The sequence below is a fragment of the Pseudomonas sp. Irchel s3b6 genome, assembly GCF_900187415.1.
In the GTDB taxonomy this organism is placed as follows: Bacteria; Pseudomonadota; Gammaproteobacteria; order Pseudomonadales; family Pseudomonadaceae; genus Aquipseudomonas.
In genome coordinates this window covers 150,826-172,214 of sequence record NZ_FYDM01000007.1, presented here as the reverse complement: position 1 = coordinate 172,214, position 21,389 = coordinate 150,826, and the positions used below count along the sequence as shown (strand labels likewise).

Annotated in this window: 16 protein-coding genes; 9 read left to right on the top strand and 7 right to left on the bottom strand. The window is 60.3% G+C overall.

Annotated features, from left to right (window positions below; genetic code table 11):
* Positions 1–137: 137 nt before the first annotated feature.
* From CKW07_RS14265 to CKW07_RS14255, 3 genes are all read left to right on the top strand, one after another.
* A complete protein-coding gene (locus CKW07_RS14265; RefSeq protein ID WP_095080734.1) occupies positions 138–1,106 on the top strand; it encodes a polyprenyl synthetase family protein in 969 nt (322 codons plus the stop codon).
* Between the two features lie 180 nt (positions 1,107–1,286).
* Entirely contained in the window at positions 1,287–1,628 is a 342-nt protein-coding gene (locus tag CKW07_RS14260; RefSeq protein WP_095145470.1) for a zinc ribbon domain-containing protein YjdM, read from the top strand.
* A 200-nt stretch (positions 1,629–1,828) separates the two neighbouring features.
* A complete protein-coding gene (locus CKW07_RS14255) occupies positions 1,829–2,086 on the top strand; it encodes a hypothetical protein (protein WP_095080883.1) in 258 nt (85 codons plus the stop codon).
* 147 nt (positions 2,087–2,233) lie between these two features.
* Here CKW07_RS14255 and CKW07_RS14250 read toward each other — a convergent pair whose 3' ends face one another.
* The 3 genes from CKW07_RS14250 to CKW07_RS14240 form a co-directional block, all read right to left on the bottom strand.
* On the bottom strand, positions 2,234–2,851 hold the full coding sequence (locus tag CKW07_RS14250; RefSeq protein ID WP_095145469.1) for an FKBP-type peptidyl-prolyl cis-trans isomerase: 618 nt from the start codon (positions 2,849–2,851) through the stop codon (positions 2,234–2,236).
* A gap of 160 nt (positions 2,852–3,011) precedes the next feature.
* Positions 3,012–3,299, bottom strand: a complete 288-nt coding sequence (locus tag CKW07_RS14245) for a DUF6482 family protein (RefSeq protein ID WP_095080730.1) — start codon at positions 3,297–3,299, stop codon at positions 3,012–3,014.
* Positions 3,300–3,434: 135 nt separating this feature from the next.
* The gene (locus tag CKW07_RS14240; protein ID WP_095145468.1) at positions 3,435–3,923 is read right to left on the bottom strand and encodes a TIGR00645 family protein; all 489 of its coding nucleotides are present in this window, start codon (positions 3,921–3,923) and stop codon (positions 3,435–3,437) included.
* Positions 3,924–4,083: 160 nt separating this feature from the next.
* Here CKW07_RS14240 and CKW07_RS14235 point away from each other — a divergent pair, with 160 nt between their 5' ends.
* Positions 4,084–5,913 (top strand): hypothetical protein, encoded by a 1,830-nt coding sequence (locus CKW07_RS14235; protein WP_095145467.1) that lies wholly within the window; start codon positions 4,084–4,086, stop codon positions 5,911–5,913.
* Between the two features lie 4 nt (positions 5,914–5,917).
* Here the strand turns inward: CKW07_RS14235 and CKW07_RS14230 are convergent, their stop codons facing one another.
* Both CKW07_RS14230 and CKW07_RS14225 read right to left on the bottom strand, forming a co-directional pair.
* Positions 5,918–6,259 carry a hypothetical protein gene (locus CKW07_RS14230; protein WP_095145466.1) on the bottom strand — a complete coding sequence of 114 codons (342 nt, stop codon included), beginning with the start codon at positions 6,257–6,259 and terminating at the stop codon, positions 5,918–5,920.
* A gap of 369 nt (positions 6,260–6,628) precedes the next feature.
* Positions 6,629–9,073, bottom strand: a complete 2,445-nt coding sequence (locus CKW07_RS14225) for a Lon protease family protein (RefSeq protein WP_095145465.1) — start codon at positions 9,071–9,073, stop codon at positions 6,629–6,631.
* 279 nt (positions 9,074–9,352) lie between these two features.
* Here CKW07_RS14225 and CKW07_RS14220 point away from each other — a divergent pair, with 279 nt between their 5' ends.
* From CKW07_RS14220 to CKW07_RS14210, 3 genes are all read left to right on the top strand, one after another.
* Positions 9,353–9,841: a DUF3015 domain-containing protein gene (locus CKW07_RS14220; RefSeq protein ID WP_095145464.1), complete on the top strand. Its 489-nt coding sequence runs from the start codon at positions 9,353–9,355 to the stop codon at positions 9,839–9,841.
* A gap of 92 nt (positions 9,842–9,933) precedes the next feature.
* A complete protein-coding gene (locus CKW07_RS14215) occupies positions 9,934–11,787 on the top strand; it encodes a DUF4105 domain-containing protein (protein WP_095145463.1) in 1,854 nt (617 codons plus the stop codon).
* Positions 11,788–11,892: 105 nt separating this feature from the next.
* On the top strand, positions 11,893–12,387 hold the full coding sequence (locus CKW07_RS14210; protein WP_095080717.1) for a GreA/GreB family elongation factor: 495 nt from the start codon (positions 11,893–11,895) through the stop codon (positions 12,385–12,387).
* Here the strand turns inward: CKW07_RS14210 and gdhA are convergent.
* Together gdhA and ettA are read right to left on the bottom strand one after the other, a co-directional pair.
* Positions 12,384–13,721: an NADP-specific glutamate dehydrogenase gene (gdhA, locus tag CKW07_RS14205; protein ID WP_095145462.1), complete on the bottom strand. Its 1,338-nt coding sequence runs from the start codon at positions 13,719–13,721 to the stop codon at positions 12,384–12,386. The genes CKW07_RS14210 and gdhA overlap by 4 nt on opposite strands.
* A 378-nt stretch (positions 13,722–14,099) precedes the next feature.
* A complete protein-coding gene (gene ettA / locus CKW07_RS14200) occupies positions 14,100–15,764 on the bottom strand; it encodes an energy-dependent translational throttle protein EttA (RefSeq protein WP_095145461.1) in 1,665 nt (554 codons plus the stop codon).
* Positions 15,765–16,047: 283 nt separating this feature from the next.
* On the opposite strand from ettA, the gene CKW07_RS14195 reads away from it, so the two are divergent.
* The gene (locus CKW07_RS14195; RefSeq protein WP_095145460.1) at positions 16,048–19,896 is read left to right on the top strand and encodes a bifunctional diguanylate cyclase/phosphodiesterase; all 3,849 of its coding nucleotides are present in this window, start codon (positions 16,048–16,050) and stop codon (positions 19,894–19,896) included.
* 176 nt (positions 19,897–20,072) lie between these two features.
* The gene (gene glyA, locus CKW07_RS14190; RefSeq protein WP_095080711.1) at positions 20,073–21,326 is read left to right on the top strand and encodes a serine hydroxymethyltransferase; all 1,254 of its coding nucleotides are present in this window, start codon (positions 20,073–20,075) and stop codon (positions 21,324–21,326) included.
* The last annotated feature ends 63 nt before the right edge of the window (positions 21,327–21,389 follow it).

Genomic DNA, 21,389 nt, shown 5'->3' with positions numbered 1-21,389 from the left:
GGTGCTGCCCAGGAAGTTCAGGGTGCGCGATTGTACGCAAGGCGCGAGCACCTTGCAAGGGGCCTTCCATCGCGCCTTGACACCTGCTGGCGTGGGTCCTAGCATGCCGCGCAACCCTTCTGGAGCAACTGTCGCTGATGCAACCCCAAGCTTTCTACCGCGCGGTGGCGGACGATTTTAACGCCGTCGACGGCATCATCAAGAAGCAGCTGACTTCCCGAGTGCCGCTGGTATCGAAAATCGGCGACTACATCACCTCGGCTGGCGGTAAACGCCTGCGTCCTTTATTAGTGCTGCTGTGCGGCAAGGCCCTGGGTCGCGAAGGCGACGACATGCGCCTGCTGGCGGCCACTATCGAGTTCCTGCACACCGCCACCCTGTTGCATGACGACGTGGTCGATATGTCCGGCATGCGCCGTGGACGCTCGACCGCCAACGCCATGTGGGGCAATGCGCCAAGCGTGCTGGTTGGTGACTTCCTGTATTCGCGCTCGTTCGAGATGATGGTCGAACTGGGCTCGATGCCGGTGATGAAGATCCTCTCGCAAGCCACGCGAATCATCGCCGAAGGCGAAGTGTTGCAGCTGTCCAAGGTGCGCGATGCCAGCACCACCGAAGAAACCTACATGGAAGTCATCCGCGGCAAAACCGCGATGCTCTTCGAGGCCTCGACCCACAGTGCCGCTGCCCTGGCGGGCGCGACAGTGGAACAGAGCGAAGCCTTGCGTACCTTTGGCGACCACCTGGGCGTAGCCTTCCAACTGGTCGACGACCTGCTCGACTACCGTGGCGATGCAGAAACTCTGGGCAAGAATGTCGGCGACGACCTGGCCGAAGGCAAGCCGACCCTGCCACTGATCTACACCATGCGCGAAGGCACGCCGGAACAGGCGGCACTGGTGCGCCAGGCGATCCAGAAGGGCGGCATCGAAGACCTGGAAAGCATCCGTGCTGCCGTGGAGGCTTCGGGCTCGCTGGACTACACCGCGCAACTGGCCCGCGACTATGTGGCCCGAGCGATCACCTGCCTCGAAACACTGCCCGCCAGTGAATACCGCGATGCGTTGGTCGAATTGAGCGAGTTTGCGGTCGCCCGTACGCACTAAAAGCGGTCCCTTGTGGGGGCGGCGTTCCGACGAAGGCGGTGTGCCATTCAACGATGATGTTGGATGTTATGACCTCTTCGCGAGCAACCCCGCCCCCACAGGTCATCACCGTCGTGCCCTCTCCCGTGTAAAACCCTATACAATGTGCGCTTTTAGCGATCCTGAATCCAAGGAGCCTTAGTGAGCACGTTGCCACCCTGCCCAAAATGCAATTCCGAATACACCTACGAAGACGGCGCCCAGCTGATCTGCCCTGAGTGCGCCCACGAGTGGTCCGCCAATGGCGAAGCCGAAGCCGCGTCCGATGAAACCATAAAAAAGGATTCGGTCGGCAATGTCCTGCAAGATGGCGACACCATCACCGTGATCAAGGACCTCAAGGTCAAAGGCACTTCGCTGGTGGTCAAGGTTGGCACCAAGGTCAAGAACATCCGCCTGTGCGATGGCGACCACGACATCGACTGCAAGATCGACGGCATTGGCCCGATGAAGCTCAAGTCCGAGTTCGTCAGAAAGGTCTGAGCCTGTTGCATGCCATCCCGCGCCCGGCGTGGGATGGTGCATCCCCCGTTTAGCCCCCCCTTCCCGCCCAGTAGCAAAACGCCATCCGTTTTGACCTTCAGCAATTCCCACACAAAAAACAGCACAAACCGCCAATAGGCACTTGCTATTAATTGAATAAGAATTATTCTCATCAAACCATTAAAAAGGAGATGAGCATCATGACTTACTTGATCGATGCCTGGCTGGACCGCCCGCACCCTTACCTCAGGATCCTGCATCGGGAGACCGGGGAAGTATGCGCGGTACTTGAAGAAGAAGCCTTGAACGAGCTACAGGACCAGGGTGATCTGGACGTCAACGGCCTGAGTTCCAGCGAGCCAGTGGTGCTCAAGGAACTGGTACGCAACCTGTTTCTGTTCTGCTATGCCCGAGCATTGCGCCCGACCAATGAGCTGAACAACAAGCTCGAGATATGAAGGTTGTATGCAAAATGTCGGAGCGAACCCTGTGGGAGCGGGCTTGCTCGCGAAAGCGATCTGACATCCAACATTGATGTTGTCTGACCTTCCGTCTTCGCGAGCAAGCCCGCTCCCACATTATCGAGCCCGCTCCACACTCAGGTCTTACAGAACGTCCAGCAGCTCGACGTCGAATACCAGAACGCTGTGCGGCGGAATGCTGCCAACGCCTTGAGCGCCGTAAGCCAGCTCGCTCGGCACGTACAGGCGCCATTTGCTACCGGCGTTCATCAGTTGCAGGGCTTCGGTCCAGCCAGCGATCACGCCGCCAACCGGGAACTCTGCAGGCTGGCCACGCTCGTAGGAGCTGTCGAACACAGTGCCGTCGATCAGGGTGCCATGGTAGTGAGTACGCACGGTGTCTTCACGGGATGGCTTGGCGCCCTCACCTGCGGTCAGCACTTCGAATTGCAGACCGGAAGCCAGAGTGGTGATGCCATCACGCGTGGCGTTTTCAGCCAGGAATGCCAGGCCAGCACCGGCTGCGGCTTCAGCCTTGGCAGCCGCTTCGGCTTGCATGATTTCACGGATAACCTTGAAGCTGGCCGACATGGCTTCCTGGCCAACACGGCTTTCCTTACCGGCGAATGCGTCGGTCAGACCGGCCAGGATCGCGTCCAGGTTAACACCCGGTGGCGGGTTGTCGCGCAGTTGGTCGCCCAACTGACGGCCAATGCCGTAGCTGACGCGGGTTTCGTCGGTGGACAGATTTACTTCGGACATGACACTGCTCCGCTGTGCGGACGGCCCGAGACATCGCCGTGCGAGCACAGCGCATCCCGGGACGCCCGGAACCAAAAGGGCGAGCAGACTAGCACAGATGCCGTGGCCGTGATCAGGGGGAAGCCCTGTCAGGCCACCCCCTACATACCCGACTCGACGCCTAGAGCGGCACCTTCAGGCTCTCTTCCCCACTGGAACCCAGGCCGCACATCTCGTCATGCACCGAGGTATGGACCAGGTTGAACGGCAGGTCGGGAAAGGCGTGCAGCACCTCCCGCGCATGCTCCACCGAACGCAGGTGCATCACCTGGCCGTGTCGGTCTTCGACCACATGAGCCGCTCCGTGCATTCGGGCTTCAAGCACGTAGATCCCGCCTTCCATGGAGATCAGGTTCAGCTCATCGACTTTCCGGGCGATGGCATAGGCGTTCAACTCCTGCAGATTCATGAATGCACCCCGCGCAATGGCGACCCCGAGCCCTTACAGGGATATTCCCCGGCGCCGCAAAGCACAAGCCAGAAACGCCACCGCCCGTCCGTTTCTCAACGGCCGGGCGGCAAGGCACTGCGCAGGGGCGAGCAATCAGTGCTTGGTCAGCTTGTCCAGATAACCCATGGCGAACGCAGAAATCACGAACGTCATGTGGATGATCACGTACCACTTCAGGTGCTCGGGATCGACGTTCTTGGCGTCCATGAAGATACGCAGCAGGTGGATCGAGGAAATCGCCACGATGGAGGCCGCGACTTTCATCTTCAGCGAAGAAGAGTCCATCGTGCCCAACCAGTTGAGCTTTTCCTTGGATTCATCGATGTCGAGCTGGGACACGAAGTTTTCGTACCCGGAGATCATCACCATCACCAGCAGCCCCCCCACCAGCGCCATGTCGATCAGCGACAGCAGCACCAGGATCAGGTCGGACTCGGCCATCGTGAACACGTTGGGAATAACGTGAAAGACTTCCTGGAAGAACTTCAGGGCCAAGGCCAGCAAGCCCAGGGACAGGCCGAAGTAGATCGGCGCCAGCAACCAGCGCGACGCGTACATTGTATTTTCGATAAAGCGTTCCATTGAATCTCACGTCAGGGCTGAAAATGGCGGCGAGTATATCAGCCGCTCAAATCCCCATAAACCGCAGACAAATCCACAACCTGCGAGTGTGGCAAAGCGAATTTCTGCTAACGTCCAAAGCATCCGCACCGCTGCGTGGCGCCGTACAGGAAACCGGAAAATGGATTGGCGATTGCCCTCGACGACTATCGGCCTTTGCCTCGCGGCGCTGATGGGTGGCTGCTCGCCCAGCGCTGACACCCCACCGCAGAGCCTTGAGGACAAGACCGCGCAGTTCGAAAAGTCGCTGGACGCGATTCAGGACCCCAAGCTCAAGGATGCCGTGAGCCACCTCGGTAGCTCACTGCTCCTGCTCGAACGCGCACAGCAAGCGCTCGACAGCAAGCCGATCGAAACCGAATACGCCGAAGACACCCTGGCGCCGCTCAGGCACTACCCCAGCCTGCAAGCGCTGGTCGACACCTACATCAATGGCCTGTTTGTACTGCGCAAGCACTCCAGCTCCGATTACCTGACCGACCTGCAACCGGTCTTCCCCTTCAGCTTCAACACGCCTTCCGGCCTTCCCCTCCCTTATCGCCTGGAATGGCAATCCGTCACGCTGAATAACAGGCAGGTCATCCCCTTCCGGCCCGAGTGGTCGGAAACCAACCCCGGCATTCAGTTGAGCCCGTCCAGCGCCAACCTGACCGATCCGGATGTCCTGACTGTCGCTTATCCCTTTACCGAGGGGCTGAAGGTCGACAACAAGAACCAGCCGCAACCGCAGACACTGCAGGGCAAGATCAAAGTCATCGCACCTCGCGAGGTGGTGACCTTCAACCTGACGAAAAAGGATATCGGGCAAGCGCGCAGCGACGGCAACATCAGCCTCGTCTTGCGCGCCCTGGACAAGCACTACGCCGAAATCGAGTTCAACAACCATGCCGCACTGGCCCTCGAAGTCAAGGGCATCTCGGTCAACCCGCTGATCGTCCAGGCCAAAGACCAGACCGGGCAATTTCTTTCCCGCGCCGGCTCGATCAATCAAGACCCCACGCAAATTGCCTTCTACCAGAAACAGCTCGCCAGGATGCAGCAGCAAGCAGCCTGGAGTGATGCCCTGGAAAAAAAGCTCAACGACGAGCTTCGCAGCTTTGAGCAACAACAAACGCACCAGTACGCCAAAGTGTATTTCAACGGCCCGATCGACAGCCTGGACGTCCACGTCGCGGACTTTTCAACCGTCACGGTCACCCGCAAGGACCTGGACTTGCCGGTACGACGCCTTGACCGCACCACCACCGACAAAACCATCCAAAGCCTGAAACTTCCGGTCACGGTGTATGACGATCAGGCCGGCAGCTGGCTCAAAGGTGCCTCGCTGAATGAGGAGCAACTGAAAAAAAGTGTTCGTATCAGCCAATCGGTGGAGGATCCCAGCGCTGCACGCATCGAGTTTGACCACCCCAGAAGCTTTAACGACGAACTGCTCGGCAACACCTTCAGCCCCGGCGATACACCCGTGACCTTCTTCACCCAGGATGAAAAAGGCAGCCGTGGCAAACCCGTCGACCTGCCCCCCGAAGCCTTTGCCGTCGACCCTCTGCGGGCGACCATTACGTACGACCTGACGCTGTTCCCCCAGCCCCCCGCCTACGTTGTCGGCTCGATGCCACTGTTTCTCGCCATCATTGAAAAAAACAGCCTCAGCGCAGGCAAGCTGCCCAAAGGCCTGACACTCAAGGGCAACGTTCTGGTGGTGGACCAGAAGCTGTTCCCCGCGCCAGACTGGCGCTTCTTTGCCAAGGACGCGAGCGGTCTCTACCTGAAGGAGATTCTGAAGGTCCGCCACGACACCGGCCAGAAAGGAATCGCAGCGTTCGATGCGCACTATTTCTACGGCCAGCCGACCAGCCTGGAAACGTACCAGCGCACCGACCTCGAGACGGTCGAATATGGATTCGAGGTCAAACTCGACAAGGCTCCCCCCCCAAGCCCTGCCGAGTAGCCGCCTAATGCTCGGGATGGAACTCGAAACCACTCGGGTTGCGGCAACGGCCACCGTTGATTTCCCGCAGTTGGGCCTGCAGGTGCAAGCACCAGATTTGCGGATCATCAGTCAACTGGTAACCATGCATCGTCAGGCTTTCAACGATGGTATCGAGGATGGATTCAGCCACGAACGGACCATGAAACGGGCCTTGGGCCTTGATTGCCGAAGGCTGCTCACCGGCCATGCCGGCGGCAAACAACAAGGTCCACATGCCCGTATCCCCGGCTAGCGGGCGAATACTGCATTCGATACGGGTGACCAGGCCCAGGCACTGACGGGTGAGGCAGAGGTTGCGCGACATAGCGGCGACCCTCGGTAGATCCGGTGTTCAGCCTCCACGCGAAGGCTGGCTCGATCCAGTGATGACTGTCGATGTCCTTGAGCTGAGCATAGAAGAAAAGCGGAATCAGCAGGTTGACGGCGCCAGGAAGGCGCCGAATGGTCATTTGCTGTTTTATTGTCGCCACCTGGGTGGCAATCAGCGAACCTGTTAGGGCCCACAACAAACCCGTGGCGAAGGAGCTTGCTCCCGCTGGACCGCAAAGCGGTCCTAAAACGGGCAACGCGGATGTTCAGTCAACCCGCAGATACCCGTTTACGACTGCTTTGCCCGAGCGCGGACCGGTCGAGCGGGAGCAAGCTCCCTCGCCACAATGGCAATGCCATGTTTCTAGAGTCTGGCCGGCTTGGCCGCGATCAGGGCTTCGTGGGCCAGTTCCTTCTCGGCCTCTTTCAAGTCCTCTTCGCTGATCATCTCGGCAATCACCCGCAAGCGCTCCACCACCCGCGCGTTGACGCTGCCCTCGGGGAATTGGCCCTCTTCATCCGGATCACCGGCCGCTTCGCCCACCAGCAGGCTCAATGCCTCGTCGGCCTGACGCACCGCATAGACATGGAACAAACCGGCACGTACGGCCGCCAGCACCCGCTCATCAAGCATCAGCGTGGCCACGTTGGCCTGGGGAATGATCGCACCCTGCTCGCCGGTCAAACCCCGCGCTTCACAGAGCCGGAAGAAGCCTTCGATCTTCTCGTTGACCCCACCCACCGCCTGCACTTCACCGAACTGGTTGATCGAGCCGGTGATGGCAAAGCACTGCTTGAGCGGGGTTTTCGACAAGGCCGAAATCAGCGTGCAGGCCTCGCCCAGGGACGCGCTGTCACCGTCGACATAACCGTAGGACTGCTCCAGCGCAATACTCGCCGAGATCGCCAAGGGGAATTCCTGGGCATAACGGCTGCCCAGATACCCGGTGAGAATCATCACGCCCTTGGAGTGAATCGGCTGGCCGAGGTTGACCTCTCGCTCGATGTCGACAATACCGCTGCCCCCCGGGTAGACCGTGGCGGAGATCCGCGCCGGTATACCGAAGGCCGAGTCACCGACTTCCAGCACGGTCAGGCCGTTACACTTGCCCACCGCTGCACCATCGGTGTCGATCAGGATGATTCCGGCCAGCATGTCATCGAGAATCCGCGCCGACACACGCCCGGTACGGGTGGCCTTGGCCTTGAGCGCACGCTCGATGTGCCCGGCGTCGGTCATCTCGTCAGCCGCCAGGTGACGAATGAAGTCCGCCTCGCTGACCAGTTGGAACAGATCACCAATACGTGCCGACAAACGCCCCTGGTGTTCGGCCAGGCGCGCACTGTAAGTCGCCAGACGCGCGACCGCATCGGCCGTCAGCGGCGCCATGCCCTCTTCCGAGGTGCGGGTCTTGAGCAACTGGGCGAACTGCTCCAGGCTCTCGTCAACCAACGGGATGTCTTCGTCGAAGTCCACCAGCACCCGGAACATCTCCTGGAAGTCCGGATCCAGGTCCTGCAGCGTGTAGTACAACTGGCGCGCACCGATGATGACGACCTTGACCTGCAACGGGATATGTTGCGGCGACAGGGTCACCGTGGCCAGCCGACCCAGTTCGCCCAGCGGCGACTCCATTTTCAGTTTGCGTGACTGCAGGGCCCGCTTCAGCGCATCCCAGACAAAGGGCTCGCTGAGCATCTTTTCAGCTTCGAGAATCAGGAAGCCGCCGTTGGCGCGGTGCAGTGCGCCCGGGCGCAATTGCCGATAGGTGGTATACAGCGCGCCTTGATCGGTGCTGTATTCGATGCGGCCAAACAGGTTGTCATAGGTAGGATGCGGCTCGAACACCACCGGTGCGCCACCGCTGAACGGATGCCCCACCACCAGGCTAGGGCCGTATTGCTCTTCCAGCATTTTGCGCGCGACTGCGTCGGTCTTGCTGTCGTCGACCAATTGCTCGACGACGGTCTTGAGCAGGTACACCTGCATCGCTTGCAGGTAGCCGCACACCGCCGCGTTTTCCGCGTACTTTTCCGATAGTGGCGAAAGCAACGGCTGCAGGGCCAGGGTGATGGTCTCTTCGTTGAGCTGGCGCAACTGGTTGCTCGACTCACGCTTCCACTGCGGCAAACTGGCCAACTCTTCGTTCAGACGCTCTTCCAGGACGGAAATGTCTTCATGAAAGCGCTCGCGAACGGCTTCCGGCAGTTGGGCGAATTCCGCCTCGTCCAACGCCTTGCCTTCACTCATCGGGGTAAAGGCAATGTTGCTGCTGTCACGGTACAGCGCGACTTCCTTTTCCAGTGCCAGGCGCTCGATCACATCCAGGGCGCGGTCGTAGCGCTGGTTGAAGGCCCGGTCGATGGCGCTTTTCTTTTGCTGGTAGGACGGGTGTTCGAAGACTGCCGGAAAGGTCGCCAGCAGGTTGTCGATCAAGCCATTGATGTCCGCAATAAACGCACCCGCCGTGCCTGATGGCAACTCCAGCGCCCGGGGCTCGCGCGGCTCATCGAAATTGTTGACGTAGACCCAGTCCGCCGGGGTCTGCAGGCGCTTGCCTTCGGCCTTGAGGTAGCGTTTGACGAACGAGAAGCGACCCGTGCCGGGTTCGCCCATGACAAACACGTTGTAACCGGGGCGGGGCATGGCCACACCGAACTGCAAGGCTTCGACCGCACGTTCCTGGCCGAGCACACCGCGAAAAGGTTCCAGTTCATTGGTGGTAGAGAAGCTGAACTGTTCAGCGGAAAACGGACGAGTCAGCGCTTCAGGCGCTAGACGCAAACTGGCAGCAACAGGATCAGGCATCGGGCTTCCTTACTTCAGGCGGGGCAGTTGAGGCATTCTGGCGCCGCCCGCACCAGACTGGCAAGGCGCGCCTTGGCTAAAAGCATCGCCAAGCGCCGCCCCCCCAGCGCAGCGGGGGTCAAATCAATGGTTATGCAGGAGAGTCATGCAAAACTACACAGATCCGGCGGATCGTGCCTAAACTCCATCCTGCGCGGCTGGACTAATAACCGGCCCACTGATGCCAAATTGGCCTCAGAACTCCTGTCCATTGGTACGCACATAAAAGAGAACACAGCTATGAAACGGATTCTTCTTGGTACTCTCTTCACCGTTGCATCCCTCAACGCCATGGCCCAGGCGCCAGGCGGGCCGGATTGCGGCTGGGGCAACATGCTGTTCGAAGGTCAGCGCGGCACCCCGGCGCACTTCCTGGCTTCCACCACCAACGGCACCTCCGGCAACGCTACCTTCGGCATGACCTCGGGCACCAACGGCTGCGCCACCAACGCTGCGCTGACCTATGGCGGCAAGTCCTGGGTCGCCATGAACGGCATGATGAACGAGCTCTCCGAAGACATGGCCAAGGGCCAGGGCGAAGCGCTGACCACCTACGCGGTGGTCCTGGGCGTCGCACCAGAAGACCGTGCACATTTCGCCGCCGTCACTCACGAGCACTTCCAGCAGATCTTCAGCAAAGCTGACGTGACCGCTGAAGATGTGCATACCAACACCCTGGCTGTGCTCAAGGGCGACGCCCGCCTGGCCAAATACGCGACCCCTGCTTAAGCTCGACCTCGCCCGCTCCGTCACCGGAGCGGGCTTTATTTTTTGGACCTGACTGCCTTTGGTCTTTATTTTTTCGACTCAAGTTGCCCACCATGCTCAAACGCCTTGCCTGTCTGGCGCTGTTTGTCTGCGCCCCGCTTTCCGCTGCGCCTCACTTCGACAACCAACGCTTGCAGCAACTGGCCAACGACCCGTTCTGGATTTCCCTGGGGCATTACGAAACCGCCAAACTGGGTGGCTGGCGCAGCTACATCAGCGATAAAAAGTTCTTCCTGGCAGCCCAGGGTGCCGAGCACCCCGATGCGGAACTGGCGGCCACTGTGCAGGCGCTCTACGGCCCGGCCAGCCTGGGCCAGCAGCACGCCCAATGCGTTTACCCGGCCCGTACCCGCTGGCTGAAAGCGCAGCTCAACCTCACCGACTTGCCGGCGGTGGACTGCAGTGAATTCAAGCAATGGTTCAAGGACGTCTCGCCCCACAGCGCAGTGATGATTTTCCCCGCGGCCTACCTCAACAGCCCCTCCTCGATGTTCGGTCATACGCTGCTGCGTATCGACCAGGCCGACGTGCAAAGCAACAACACCGCCCTGCTCAGCTACGCGATCAACTTCGGCGCCTACATCGAAGGCTCGGACAACAGCATTTTGTACGCCTGGAAAGGCCTGATGGGCGGTTATCCGGGACTGTTTGCACTGGTGCCCTACCAGGAAAAACTCTCGGAATACCGCAGCCTGGAGAACCGTGACCTGTGGGAGTACCGACTGAACCTGACGCAGGTCGAAACCGAGCGCATGGTTGAACACGTCTGGGAGCTCAAGCAGATCCAGTTCGACTATTTCTTCTTCGATGAGAACTGCTCCTACCGCTTGCTGGAACTGCTGCAAGTCGCGCGACCTGGCCTCAGGCTCACCGAACAATTCCCGTTGACCGCGATCCCTACCGACACGGTCAAGGCCGTGAAAGATGCAGGGCTGGTGGAAAAGATCGATTACCGCCCGTCCCGCGAACGAGAGTTGCTGAGCCGGGCCGAGCCGCTGTCCGACGACGAACAACAGTGGGTGCTGAAGGTCAGCGCCGACCAGAAACAGCTGCAGGCGCCAACCTTCAAGGCCCTGCCACGGGACCGCCAGGCGCTGATTATCGATGCCGCCTATCGCCTCGAGCGCTACCGGGCCAACGGCCAGGAGCGAGACCCGGCGCGCGCGCAACGCAGTTTCGAGCTACTGCGGGCAATTAACCAGAACCCGCCGCCGGAGTTGTCCATCGAACGCCCGGGACTGCCGGAGGACGGTCATCAGTCGCGAACCTGGCAGGCGGGCCTTGGCACCCGTGGCGACAAGGCTTTTGGTGAGTACGGCCTGCGCATGGCCTATCACGACCTCAACGACAATGCCGAGAGCTTCCCGCTCGGTGCACAGATTGAAATCCTGCAGATGAAGCTGCGCCAGTACGAAGGCAACGAGTGGCAGCTGCAACAATTCGATCTGGCGACGATTCGCTCGCTGACCCCGCGCAATGAACTGCTGCAACCCTGGTCATGGCAAGTGACCGGCGGCCTGGAGCGTGTGCCGGGCAAGCACGACGACGAAACCCTGGTCAGTCACGTCAATGGCGGCGGTGGCGGTACCTGGCAGTTGGGCGAGGATGTGCTGGGTTTCGCCCTGGGCACGGTACGTGTCGAGCACAACAATGATGTCGCGCAGTTCCTCTCCCCGGCGGCCGGCTTCAACAGCGGCGTGCTGTGGAAAAATCCGCTGGGCAACCTGAGCCTGGAAACCCGCGGCGACTTCTTCATCAATGGCGAAGTACGCCGTAGCCTGAGCCTGAACCAGCAATGGGAACTGTCACGCAACCTCGGCCTGCGCCTGAGCGCCCAGCGTGAATTCAGCCACGTCGCTTCGCCCGAGAACGAAGTGCTGCTGGAGCTGAAGTGGTATCACTACTGATGCCTGGAAGGCATGGATTTATCGCACGCAACAGGTCGTTTTCGGATAACCGGGAAAACCCAAAGCCTGCGAGCATGGCCTAAACTCCACACAGGGGGAACTGCCATGAGCCGCGCTTTCGTCAATGAAGATATTGCTGGTGAACAAACTGACCTGCCGGTAGAACGCCAGGTCAGTAGCCAGCCCAACTACGTCACACCCGAAGGCCTGAACTTGCTGCAAGGCAAGGTCGCCGAGCTGCACGCCGCGCATGACGAACAATCGGCGCAGGGTGAGCAGGCCGACAAGCAGCGCCTGGCCGAACTTGACCGCGACCTGCGCTACTACATCCACCGCCTGCAAAGCGCCCAGGTCGTGTCGCCAGCCACCTCCACCCGCAAGGTGCAGATTGGCAGTTGGGTGACCTACGCCGATGAGTTGGGCACCGAGCGCCGCGTGCAATTGGTGGGTGAAGACCAGGCCGTTGCCGCCAAGGGCCTGATCAACTGGGCTTCACCGCTTGGGCGTGCGCTGCTGGGCGCGCAACTGAACGACGAAGTGCTCTGGCAGCGCCCGGCGGGCGATCAACTGATTGAAGTCATCCGCATCGAGCCGGGTTAGACCACACCCTGGGCCAACATCGCGTCAGCGACTTTGACGAAGCCTGCGATGTTCGCGCCCTTCACGTAGTTGATCCGCCCGTTCTCTTCGCCGTAATGCACGCAGGCGTGGTGAATCGACTGCATGATGTTGTGCAATTTACTGTCGACCTCACCCGCGCTCCACAACAGGCGCATGGCGTTCTGCGACATTTCCAGGCCGCTGACCGCGACACCACCGGCATTGGACGCCTTGCCCGGGGCAAACAGGGTGCCGGCCTCGATAAAGATATCCACAGCCGCCAGGGTGGTCGGCATGTTCGCGCCTTCCGCCACGCAGATACAGCCGTTACGCAGCAGCGTGCGGGCGTCATCGGCATCCAGCTCGTTCTGTGTGGCGCATGGCAGGGCGATGTCGCAGGCCAGGCTCCACGGACGTTGCCCGGCGCGGAACTCCAGGCCGAAACGCGCGGCCAGCTCGCTGATCCGCCCACGGGTGACGTTCTTCAGCTCCAGCAGTGCCTGCCATTGCTCCTCGGTCAAGCCGGCCTCGCAGAACAAGGTACCCTCGGAGTCGGACAGCGAGATCACCTTGCCCCCCAGGTCCATGACCTTGCGGGCCGCGTACTGCGCCACGTTACCCGACCCCGAGATCGCCACGCGCTTGCCTTCGACCTTATCACCGCTGCGCTTGAGCATTTCTTCGGCGAAGTACACGCAGCCGAAACCGGTGGCTTCCGGACGAATCAGGCTGCCGCCATAGCTCATGCCCTTGCCGGTCAGCACGCTGGTGAACTGGTTGCTCAGGCGCTTGTATTGGCCGAACAGGAAACCGATCTCCCGCGCACCGACGCCGATGTCACCGGCCGGAACGTCGACATCCGAGCCAATGTGGCGGTACAGCTCGCTCATGAAAGCCTGGCAGAAACGCATCACCTCCGCGTCGCTCTTGCCCTTAGGATCGAAGTCCGAGCCGCCCTTGCCACCGCCCATCGGCAGGGAGGTCAGGGAATTCTTGAAGGTCTGCTCGAACGCGAGAAACTTCAACACTCCCAGGTTCACCGACGGATGGAAACGCAGGCCGCCCTTGTACGGGCCGATGGCGCTGTTCATCTGGATGCGGAACCCGCGATTGACCTGCACCTTGCCCTGATCGTCGACCCAGGAAACCCGAAACGCCACGGCACGCTCCGGCTCGCAAATCCGCTCCAGAATGCCGGAGGTCAGGTAATGTGGATTGGCTTCGAGAAACGGCCACAGGCTGCGCAGGACTTCTTCCACCGCCTGATGGAATTCGGGTTGGTCCGGGTCACGTTTTTTCAAGCGGGCAAGGAAGGATTCGACGGATTCGATCATGGAAAAGTCTCGGCAAATTTATTGTCGTTGGAGAGATTGAGCCGGACTGTAGCAAACGACAGGAGCACCGGAACAGCGCAAAATGTCGCACTTATGAAATTAAATGGTGCAATGGATATAATTTAATCCAAATTCAAAGCCATTTGTGCACAAAAACAGGGACTATAAAGGCGAGCCCTGCACCATCAGGAAGTTCACAATCGTTCTGTAGGAGCGAGCGCGCTCGCGATGGACGTTAACGATAACGCGTGTTTTCTGATTAAACACGTCGCCCTTGAGTTCATCGCGAGCGCTCGAACATCGACCGGCTGCTCCTACAAATGCCAAAAAAAAACGGAGCCCGCGAAGGCTCCGTCTCTCTATGCAACCAACCCCAAATCAGGCCAGTTTCTTGTGGCGTACCCGGTGTGGCTGGGCCGCGGCTTCGCCAAGGCGTTTCTTGCGATCGGCTTCGTACTCGGTGTAGTTGCCTTCGAAGAACAGCGCTTGCGAGTCGTCTTCGTACGCCAGGATGTGCGTCGCGACGCGGTCAAGAAACCACCGATCGTGGGAGATCACAATGGCGGCGCCCGGGAAGTCCAGCAGGGCTTCTTCCAGGGAACGCAGGGTTTCAACGTCGAGGTCGTTGGACGGTTCGTCGAGCAGCAGGACGTTGCCGCCCTCTTTCAGGGTCAGGGCCAGGTGCAAGCGACCGCGCTCACCACCGGACAGGTCCTTGACGAACTTCTGCTGATCACCGCCCTTGAAGTTGAAGCGACCGACGTAGGTACGCGACGGGATCTCGTAGTTGCCGATGCGGATCTGGTCGGAACCGTCGGAGATCTGCTGGAACACGGTCTTGCTGCCGTCCAGGTCTTCGCGGCTCTGGTCCACGCAAGCAAGCTGCACGGTTTCACCAACTTCGATGCTGCCAGAATCCGGTGTTTCCTTACCCATCAGCATGCGGAACAGTGTGGATTTACCCGCACCGTTACCACCGATCACACCAACAATGGCACCTTTAGGCATGGCGAACGACAGGTTGTCGATCAACACGCGGTCGCCATAGCCCTTGGTGACGTTCTTGAATTCGATGACCTTGTCACCCAGGCGCGGACCGGCCGGGATGTAGATCTCGTTGGTTTCGCTGCGCTTCTGGAATTCCTGCGACTGCATTTCTTCGAAGCGTTGCAGACGGGCCTTGGATTTCGACTGGCGGGCCTTGGCGCCTTTGCGCACCCACTCCAGTTCTTCTTTCATGGCCTTTTCGTGGGCCGACTGCTGCTTGGATTCGGCAGCCAGACGGTCGGACTTGGCTTCCAGCCAACCCGAATAGTTACCCTCGTAAGGAATGCCCGCGCCGCGGTCGAGTTCCAGAATCCAGCCGGCAACGTTGTCCAGGAAGTAGCGGTCGTGCGTGATCGCAACCACGGTGCCCGGGAAGTCGTGCAGGAAGTGCTCCAGCCAGGCTACGGAATCGGCGTCCAGGTGGTTGGTCGGCTCGTCGAGCAGCAGCATGTCCGGCGCGGACAGCAACAGACGGCACAGGGCCACACGACGCTTTTCACCACCGGACAGGACTTCGACCTTGGCATCCCAGGCCGGCAGGCGCAGCGCATCGGCGGCAACTTCCAGCTGGCGCTCCAGGTTGTGACCGTCGCCGGCTTGCAGGATGGCTTCGAGCTTGGCCTGTTCGGCGGCCAGTTTGTCGAAGTCGGCATCCGGTTCGGCGTAGGCGGCGTACACCTCGTCCAGGCGCGCTTGCGCGTCCTTGATCACGCTGACGGCTTCCTCGACCACTTCACGCACGGTCTTGGTCGGGTCCAGGATCGGTTCCTGTGGCAGGTAGCCGATGTTCAGCTCCGGCATTGGACGGGCTTCACCGTCAAACTCGGTGTCGACGCCGGCCATGATTTTCAGCAGCGTGGATTTACCCGAACCGTTGAGGCCGAGTACGCCGATCTTCGCGCCAGGGAAGAACGACAGCGAAATATTTTTCAGGATTTCCCGCTTCGGCGGAACAACTTTGCCCAGCCGATGCATGGTGAAGACGTATTGAGCCATGGAGAACCTAGCGTCAGTAACGGTTGAATAAAAGCGGGCGAAGCCCGTGCCAGGCCATGCGCGGCGCGGGCATGGATCGAGATCAATGCCTGCGGGCGAGAATAAACCTGAATGTCTGGGGCTGGAACGCCCTGCGTAACCGGCAAAGCTACCTCAATGCGGGATAACCGTCCAGCCGGACGGGGCTGGCACTTTGCCACAACTCAAGGCATGCTAGCCGCCCTCCGGGCGTCCGGCTTATAGTGCGCGTCGCACCAGTGCAGCTCTATCGCAGGATTACAGTTTGTCCAATGCCACTCCGCCTACCTCCATGCGCGCACTGAATCCTGCGACTGGATCGCCCCTGCGCGGAACACTCAAGGGCACGCTGGCGACGCTGGTGCTGCTGTTGCTCGGACTGTTGTTCTGGCAGTTGCTGGACCAGCTTCGCGAGACCCAGAAAAACCAGCGCCAGTACACCATTGACTACACCGCCGACCTGGCCGCGCAAGTCAGCCTGAACATGGCGCTCAACGCCCAGATCGCGCTCAACCTGCTACCGATCGTCGAACAACCGCAGACCGATGAACAGCTGCAGGCCGTGTTGCGCAAACTGCAGCAGTCCCTGCCGGAGCTGCTCAGCGTGGCCCTGCTCAGCCCCTCGGGAAAGGTGCTGAGCGACAGTGCCAACGACAGCTCGGACGCCGAGTACCTGGGTGAGCTGGTCAAGCGCAGTCGGGCTCAGGCGCATTACTTCAGCAACGCCAACGACGGCTCCGTGGTGCACCTGTTACTGCGTCAGGCCAGCGGTAGCACACGCGGCTACTGGGCTCTGCGCCTGCGTCCGACGTTTTTCTCGTCGCTGACCAAACAAGGCGAGTCCGGCATCCGACCGATGTGGGTGGTGGAAAACCGCATCAACCAGCAGATCATCAGCCGCGACGACCTGATGCCGTCGACCCAGCCCAACGTGTTGACCCCCGAGGACCAGACCAACAGCGTCCTGATCGTGCCCCTCAGCAGCAGCGACTGGCAGCTGCGTGGGTTGTTCGACCGGCAACGGGTGATTGAACAGCTGCTACCGGCCTTTATTGGCAAGTGCCTACTGGGCCTGGCCTTTTCGCTGCTGCCGTTCATCGCCTTGCTCAGCATGCGTCGCCGGCAACGCCAGTTGCATGAAGGCCGTCGACGCTATCAGGACATCTTCGATGGCACCGGTGTCGCGCTGTGCGTGCTGGACCTTTCCGGGCTCAGAGCCGCCCTCGACAAAGCCGGCCTGCACTCTGGCAAACAGCTGCGTTCATGGCTGGAAAAACCCGAACATCGCCAGCCACTGCTACAGGAATTGCGCATCACTGAAGTCAACCAGCTCGCCTTGCGCCTGCTCAATGTCCAGTCATGCGAGCAAGCCTGGAAACTGTTGATCGAAGGCCGGCCACTGGCTGGCAATGCCATCGGCACTCCGCTGCTGGAGGCGGTGGTTAACCAACAGAAACAGCTGGAACTGGAAATCAAGCTCAAGGACACCCAGGGCCGCGATCAGCACCTGTGGCTGGTCCTGCGCTTGCCGGAAGCACAGCACGACTACAACGCGGTCATCCTCAGCATCAACGACATCACCAGCCGCAAGCTCGTCGAACTCTCGCTGCTGGAGCGTGAAGGCTTCTGGTCCGATGTGGTGCGCACTGTCCCCGATCACCTGTATGTGCAGGATGTGATCAGCCAGCGCATGATCTTCAGCAACCACCACCTGGGGCAGACCCTGGGGTACAACAAAACCGAACTGCACCAGATGGGTGAGTACTTCTGGGAAATCCTGCTGCACCCCGAAGACGCGGATCACTACCACCGCTTGCGCCAGGAACAACGCCAGGCCGGGTACAGCCAACTGCTGCAGTGCCTGCTGCGCTTCCGTCACCGCGACGGCAAATGGCGCTGCTTCGATATTCGCGAGCAGGCGCTGGCACGGGACACCCACGATCAGGTCACTCGCATCATCGGCGTGGCCAAGGACATCACCGACCAGATCGCAGCCAGCGAATCCCTGCGCGACAGCGAGCAACGCTATCGGATGCTTGCCGAAAGCATCAGCGACGTCATTTTCTCCACCGACAACAAACTCTCGCTCAACTATGTCAGCCCGTCCGTACAGGCTGTACTCGGCTATGACGCTGACTGGATATTCCAGAACGGCTGGCAATCGATCATCGCCAACCCGCAACAGCTGACCGGCATCTACAGCCTGATGGACCGGGTCAGCAAGGCCCTGAACAAACCTGAGCAACTGGCGCAATTGCGCGGCCAGGTACAGACCCAACTGTTCCTGTTCGACTGCCTGCGCGCCGACGGGCGCAAGATCCCGATCGAGCTGCGGCTGATCCTGGTGTGGGACGAACACGGCGCCTTCGAGGGTGTGCTGGGGGTCGGTCGTGATATCAGCCAGCAGCGCCGCGCCGAGAAAGACCTGCGCATGGCGGCCACCGTATTCGAGCACTCGACCTCGGCCATTCTGATCACCGATCCGGCCGGCTACATCGTGCAGGCCAACGAAGCGTTCAGCCGCGTCAGTGGCTACGAGGTGGCGCAGGTGCTCGACCAGCTGCCGAACATGCTGACCGTCGACGACCAGCAGGAAGCCCACCTGCGCTATGTGCTCAAGCAATTGCATCAACACAGCACCTGGGAGGGCGAAGTCTGGCTCAAACGCCGCAGTGGCGAGCATTACCCGGCCTGGGTCGGCATCACCGCCGTACTCGACGACGAAGGTGACCTGGCCAGTTACGTGTGCTTTTTCAGCGACATCAGCGAACGCAAGGCCAGCGAGCAGCGCATTCATCGCCTGGCCTACTACGACGCCCTGACTCACCTGCCCAACCGCACGCTGTTCCAGGACCGCCTGCACACGGCCTTGCAGTCGGCGGAACGGCAGAAGTCATGGGTGGTGCTGATGTTCCTGGACCTGGACCGTTTCAAACCGATCAACGACTCCCTGGGCCACGCCGCCGGCGATCGCATGCTCAAGGAAATGGCCACGCGCCTGCTCGGGTGCGTCGATGACGATGACACCGTGGCGCGCATGGGGGGCGACGAGTTCACCCTGTTGCTGCAACCGCGCGCCAACCGTGAAGTCGCCCTGAACCGGGCGATTCATGTCGCCGAACAGATTCTCGCCAGCCTGGTGAAACCCTTCGTCCTCGAAGGCCGCGAGTTCTTTGTCACCGCCAGTATCGGCATTGCCCTGAGCCCGCAGGACGGCAACGAACTGAGTCAGTTGATGAAGAACGCCGACACCGCGATGTACCACGCCAAGGAGCGCGGCAAGAACAACTTCCAGTTCTACCAGGCGGACATGAACGCCAGCGCCCTGGAGCGCCTGGAACTGGAAAGCGACCTGCGTCACGCGCTTGAACAGAATGAGTTCGTGCTTTACTACCAACCGCAATTCAGTGGCGACGGCAAGCGCTTGACCGGTGCCGAAGCCCTGCTGCGCTGGCGTCATCCGCGGCGCGGACTGGTACCGCCGGGGGATTTCATTCCGGTGCTCGAAGAGCTCGGTCTGGTGGTGGATGTCGGCGACTGGGTGATCAGCGAAGCCTGCCGTCAGCTCAAGGCCTGGCACCAGGCCAAGGTGCGCGTCCCCAAAGTTTCAGTGAACATCTCCGCCCGGCAGTTCTCCGACGGCCAACTCGGCACGCGCATCGCCACCATCCTCAAGGAGACGGGCCTGCCACCCGCCTGCCTGGAACTGGAGCTGACCGAAAGTATCCTGATGCGCGAAGTCAGCGAGGCCATGCAGATCCTCGCCGGGCTGAAAAACCTTGGACTGAGCATTGCGGTCGATGACTTTGGCACCGGGTACTCATCGCTCAACTACTTGAAGCAGTTCCCGATCGACGTACTGAAAATCGACCGCACCTTCGTCGACGGCCTGCCCAGCGGCGAGCAGGACGCACAAATTGCCCGGGCAATCATTGCCATGGCCCACAGCCTCAACCTGGCGGTGATTGCCGAAGGCGTGGAAACCCATGAGCAACTCGACTTCCTGCGCGAGCATGGCTGCGACGAGGTACAGGGTTATCTGTTCGGACGGCCGATGCCGGCCCCACACTTCGAAGCGCAGTTCAGCAATGATGCGTTGTTCATGTTTGACTGAAAGCAGCCTCAAGCTACAAGCAGAAGCCAATCCGCCTTTAACTTGCCGCTTGAGACTTGAGGCTTGCAGCTGCTTGAGCCCCATTCGTCTGCGACATGATGTCGTTTCATATGCCAGACAAAACCCATTGGGTTAGAATGCCCTCCTTTTCTGCCCCCCGATCCTTGAGGACCGCCATGTTCAGCCGTGATTTGACCATTGCCAAGTACGACGCCGACCTTTTTGCCGCCATGGAGCAAGAAGCTCAGCGCCAGGAAGAACACATCGAGCTGATCGCTTCGGAAAACTACACCAGCCCAGCGGTGATGGAAGCTCAAGGCTCGGTACTGACCAACAAGTACGCCGAAGGCTACCCGGGCAAGCGCTACTACGGCGGTTGCGAGTACGTCGACGTGGTTGAGCAACTGGCCATCGACCGTGCAAAAGAACTGTTCGGTGCCGATTACGCCAACGTTCAGCCGCACGCCGGCTCGCAAGCCAACAGTGCCGTTTACCTGGCCCTGTTGTCGGCTGGCGACACCCTCCTGGGCATGAGCCTGGCCCACGGTGGTCACCTGACCCACGGTGCCAGCGTTTCCTCCTCCGGCAAGCTGTACAACGCTGTCCAGTACGGCATCGACGCCAATGGCCTGATCGACTACGACGAAGTCGAGCGCCTGGCTGTTGAACACAAGCCAAAAATGATCGTGGCCGGTTTCTCTGCCTACTCGCAGATCCTGGACTTCCCGCGCTTCCGCGAAATCGCCGACAAGGTCGGTGCCTACCTGTTCGTCGACATGGCTCACGTAGCCGGTCTGGTCGCCGCTGGTGTCTACCCGAACCCGGTTCCATTCGCTGACGTCGTGACCACCACCACCCACAAGACCCTGCGCGGTCCACGTGGCGGCCTGATCCTGGCTCGCGCCAACGCCGACATCGAGAAGAAACTGAACTCCGCCGTATTCCCGGGCGCCCAGGGTGGCCCACTGGAGCACGTGATCGCCGCCAAGGCGATCTGCTTCAAGGAAGCCCTGCAGCCTGAGTTCAAGACCTACCAGCAACAAGTGGTGAAAAACGCCCAGGCCATGGCCGGCGTGTTCATCGAGCGCGGTTTTGACGTGGTTTCCGGCGGTACTGAGAACCACCTGTTCCTGCTGTCGCTGATCAAGCAGGAAATCTCCGGTAAAGACGCCGATGCCGCACTGGGCAAAGCGTTCATCACCGTGAACAAGAACTCCGTACCAAACGATCCACGCTCCCCGTTCGTCACCTCCGGCCTGCGCTTCGGTACTCCGGCTGTGACCACTCGTGGCTTCAAGGAAGCAGAGTGCAAGGAACTGGCTGGCTGGATCTGCGACATCCTGGCAGACCTGAACAACGACGCGGTGATCGACGCCGTTCGTGAGAAGGTCAAGGCCATCTGCAAGAAGCTGCCGGTATACGGCGCTTAATCAGCCCGCAAAACCGCAGCACATGAAAAACCGGTCAGCCATGACCGGTTTTTTTTCGCCTGC

What these genes read in the sequence shown, in the direction of transcription:
- CKW07_RS14265 (WP_095080734.1), top strand. Translation starts at nt 138, where the DNA reads ATGCAACCCCAAGCTTTCTACCGCGCGGTGGCGGACGATTTTAACGCC.
- CKW07_RS14255 (WP_095080883.1), top strand. Translation starts at nt 1,829, where the DNA reads ATGACTTACTTGATCGATGCCTGGCTGGACCGCCCGCACCCTTACCTC.
- CKW07_RS14250 (WP_095145469.1), bottom strand. Translation starts at nt 2,851, where the DNA reads ATGTCCGAAGTAAATCTGTCCACCGACGAAACCCGCGTCAGCTACGGC.
- CKW07_RS14245 (WP_095080730.1), bottom strand. Translation starts at nt 3,299, where the DNA reads ATGAATCTGCAGGAGTTGAACGCCTATGCCATCGCCCGGAAAGTCGAT.
- CKW07_RS14240 (WP_095145468.1), bottom strand. Translation starts at nt 3,923, where the DNA reads ATGGAACGCTTTATCGAAAATACAATGTACGCGTCGCGCTGGTTGCTG.
- CKW07_RS14235 (WP_095145467.1), top strand. Translation starts at nt 4,084, where the DNA reads ATGGATTGGCGATTGCCCTCGACGACTATCGGCCTTTGCCTCGCGGCG.
- CKW07_RS14230 (WP_095145466.1), bottom strand. Translation starts at nt 6,259, where the DNA reads ATGTCGCGCAACCTCTGCCTCACCCGTCAGTGCCTGGGCCTGGTCACC.
- CKW07_RS14225 (WP_095145465.1), bottom strand. Translation starts at nt 9,073, where the DNA reads ATGCCTGATCCTGTTGCTGCCAGTTTGCGTCTAGCGCCTGAAGCGCTG.
- CKW07_RS14220 (WP_095145464.1), top strand. Translation starts at nt 9,353, where the DNA reads ATGAAACGGATTCTTCTTGGTACTCTCTTCACCGTTGCATCCCTCAAC.
- CKW07_RS14215 (WP_095145463.1), top strand. Translation starts at nt 9,934, where the DNA reads ATGCTCAAACGCCTTGCCTGTCTGGCGCTGTTTGTCTGCGCCCCGCTT.
- CKW07_RS14210 (WP_095080717.1), top strand. Translation starts at nt 11,893, where the DNA reads ATGAGCCGCGCTTTCGTCAATGAAGATATTGCTGGTGAACAAACTGAC.
- gdhA (WP_095145462.1), bottom strand. Translation starts at nt 13,721, where the DNA reads ATGATCGAATCCGTCGAATCCTTCCTTGCCCGCTTGAAAAAACGTGAC.
- ettA (WP_095145461.1), bottom strand. Translation starts at nt 15,764, where the DNA reads ATGGCTCAATACGTCTTCACCATGCATCGGCTGGGCAAAGTTGTTCCG.
- glyA (WP_095080711.1), top strand. Translation starts at nt 20,073, where the DNA reads ATGTTCAGCCGTGATTTGACCATTGCCAAGTACGACGCCGACCTTTTT.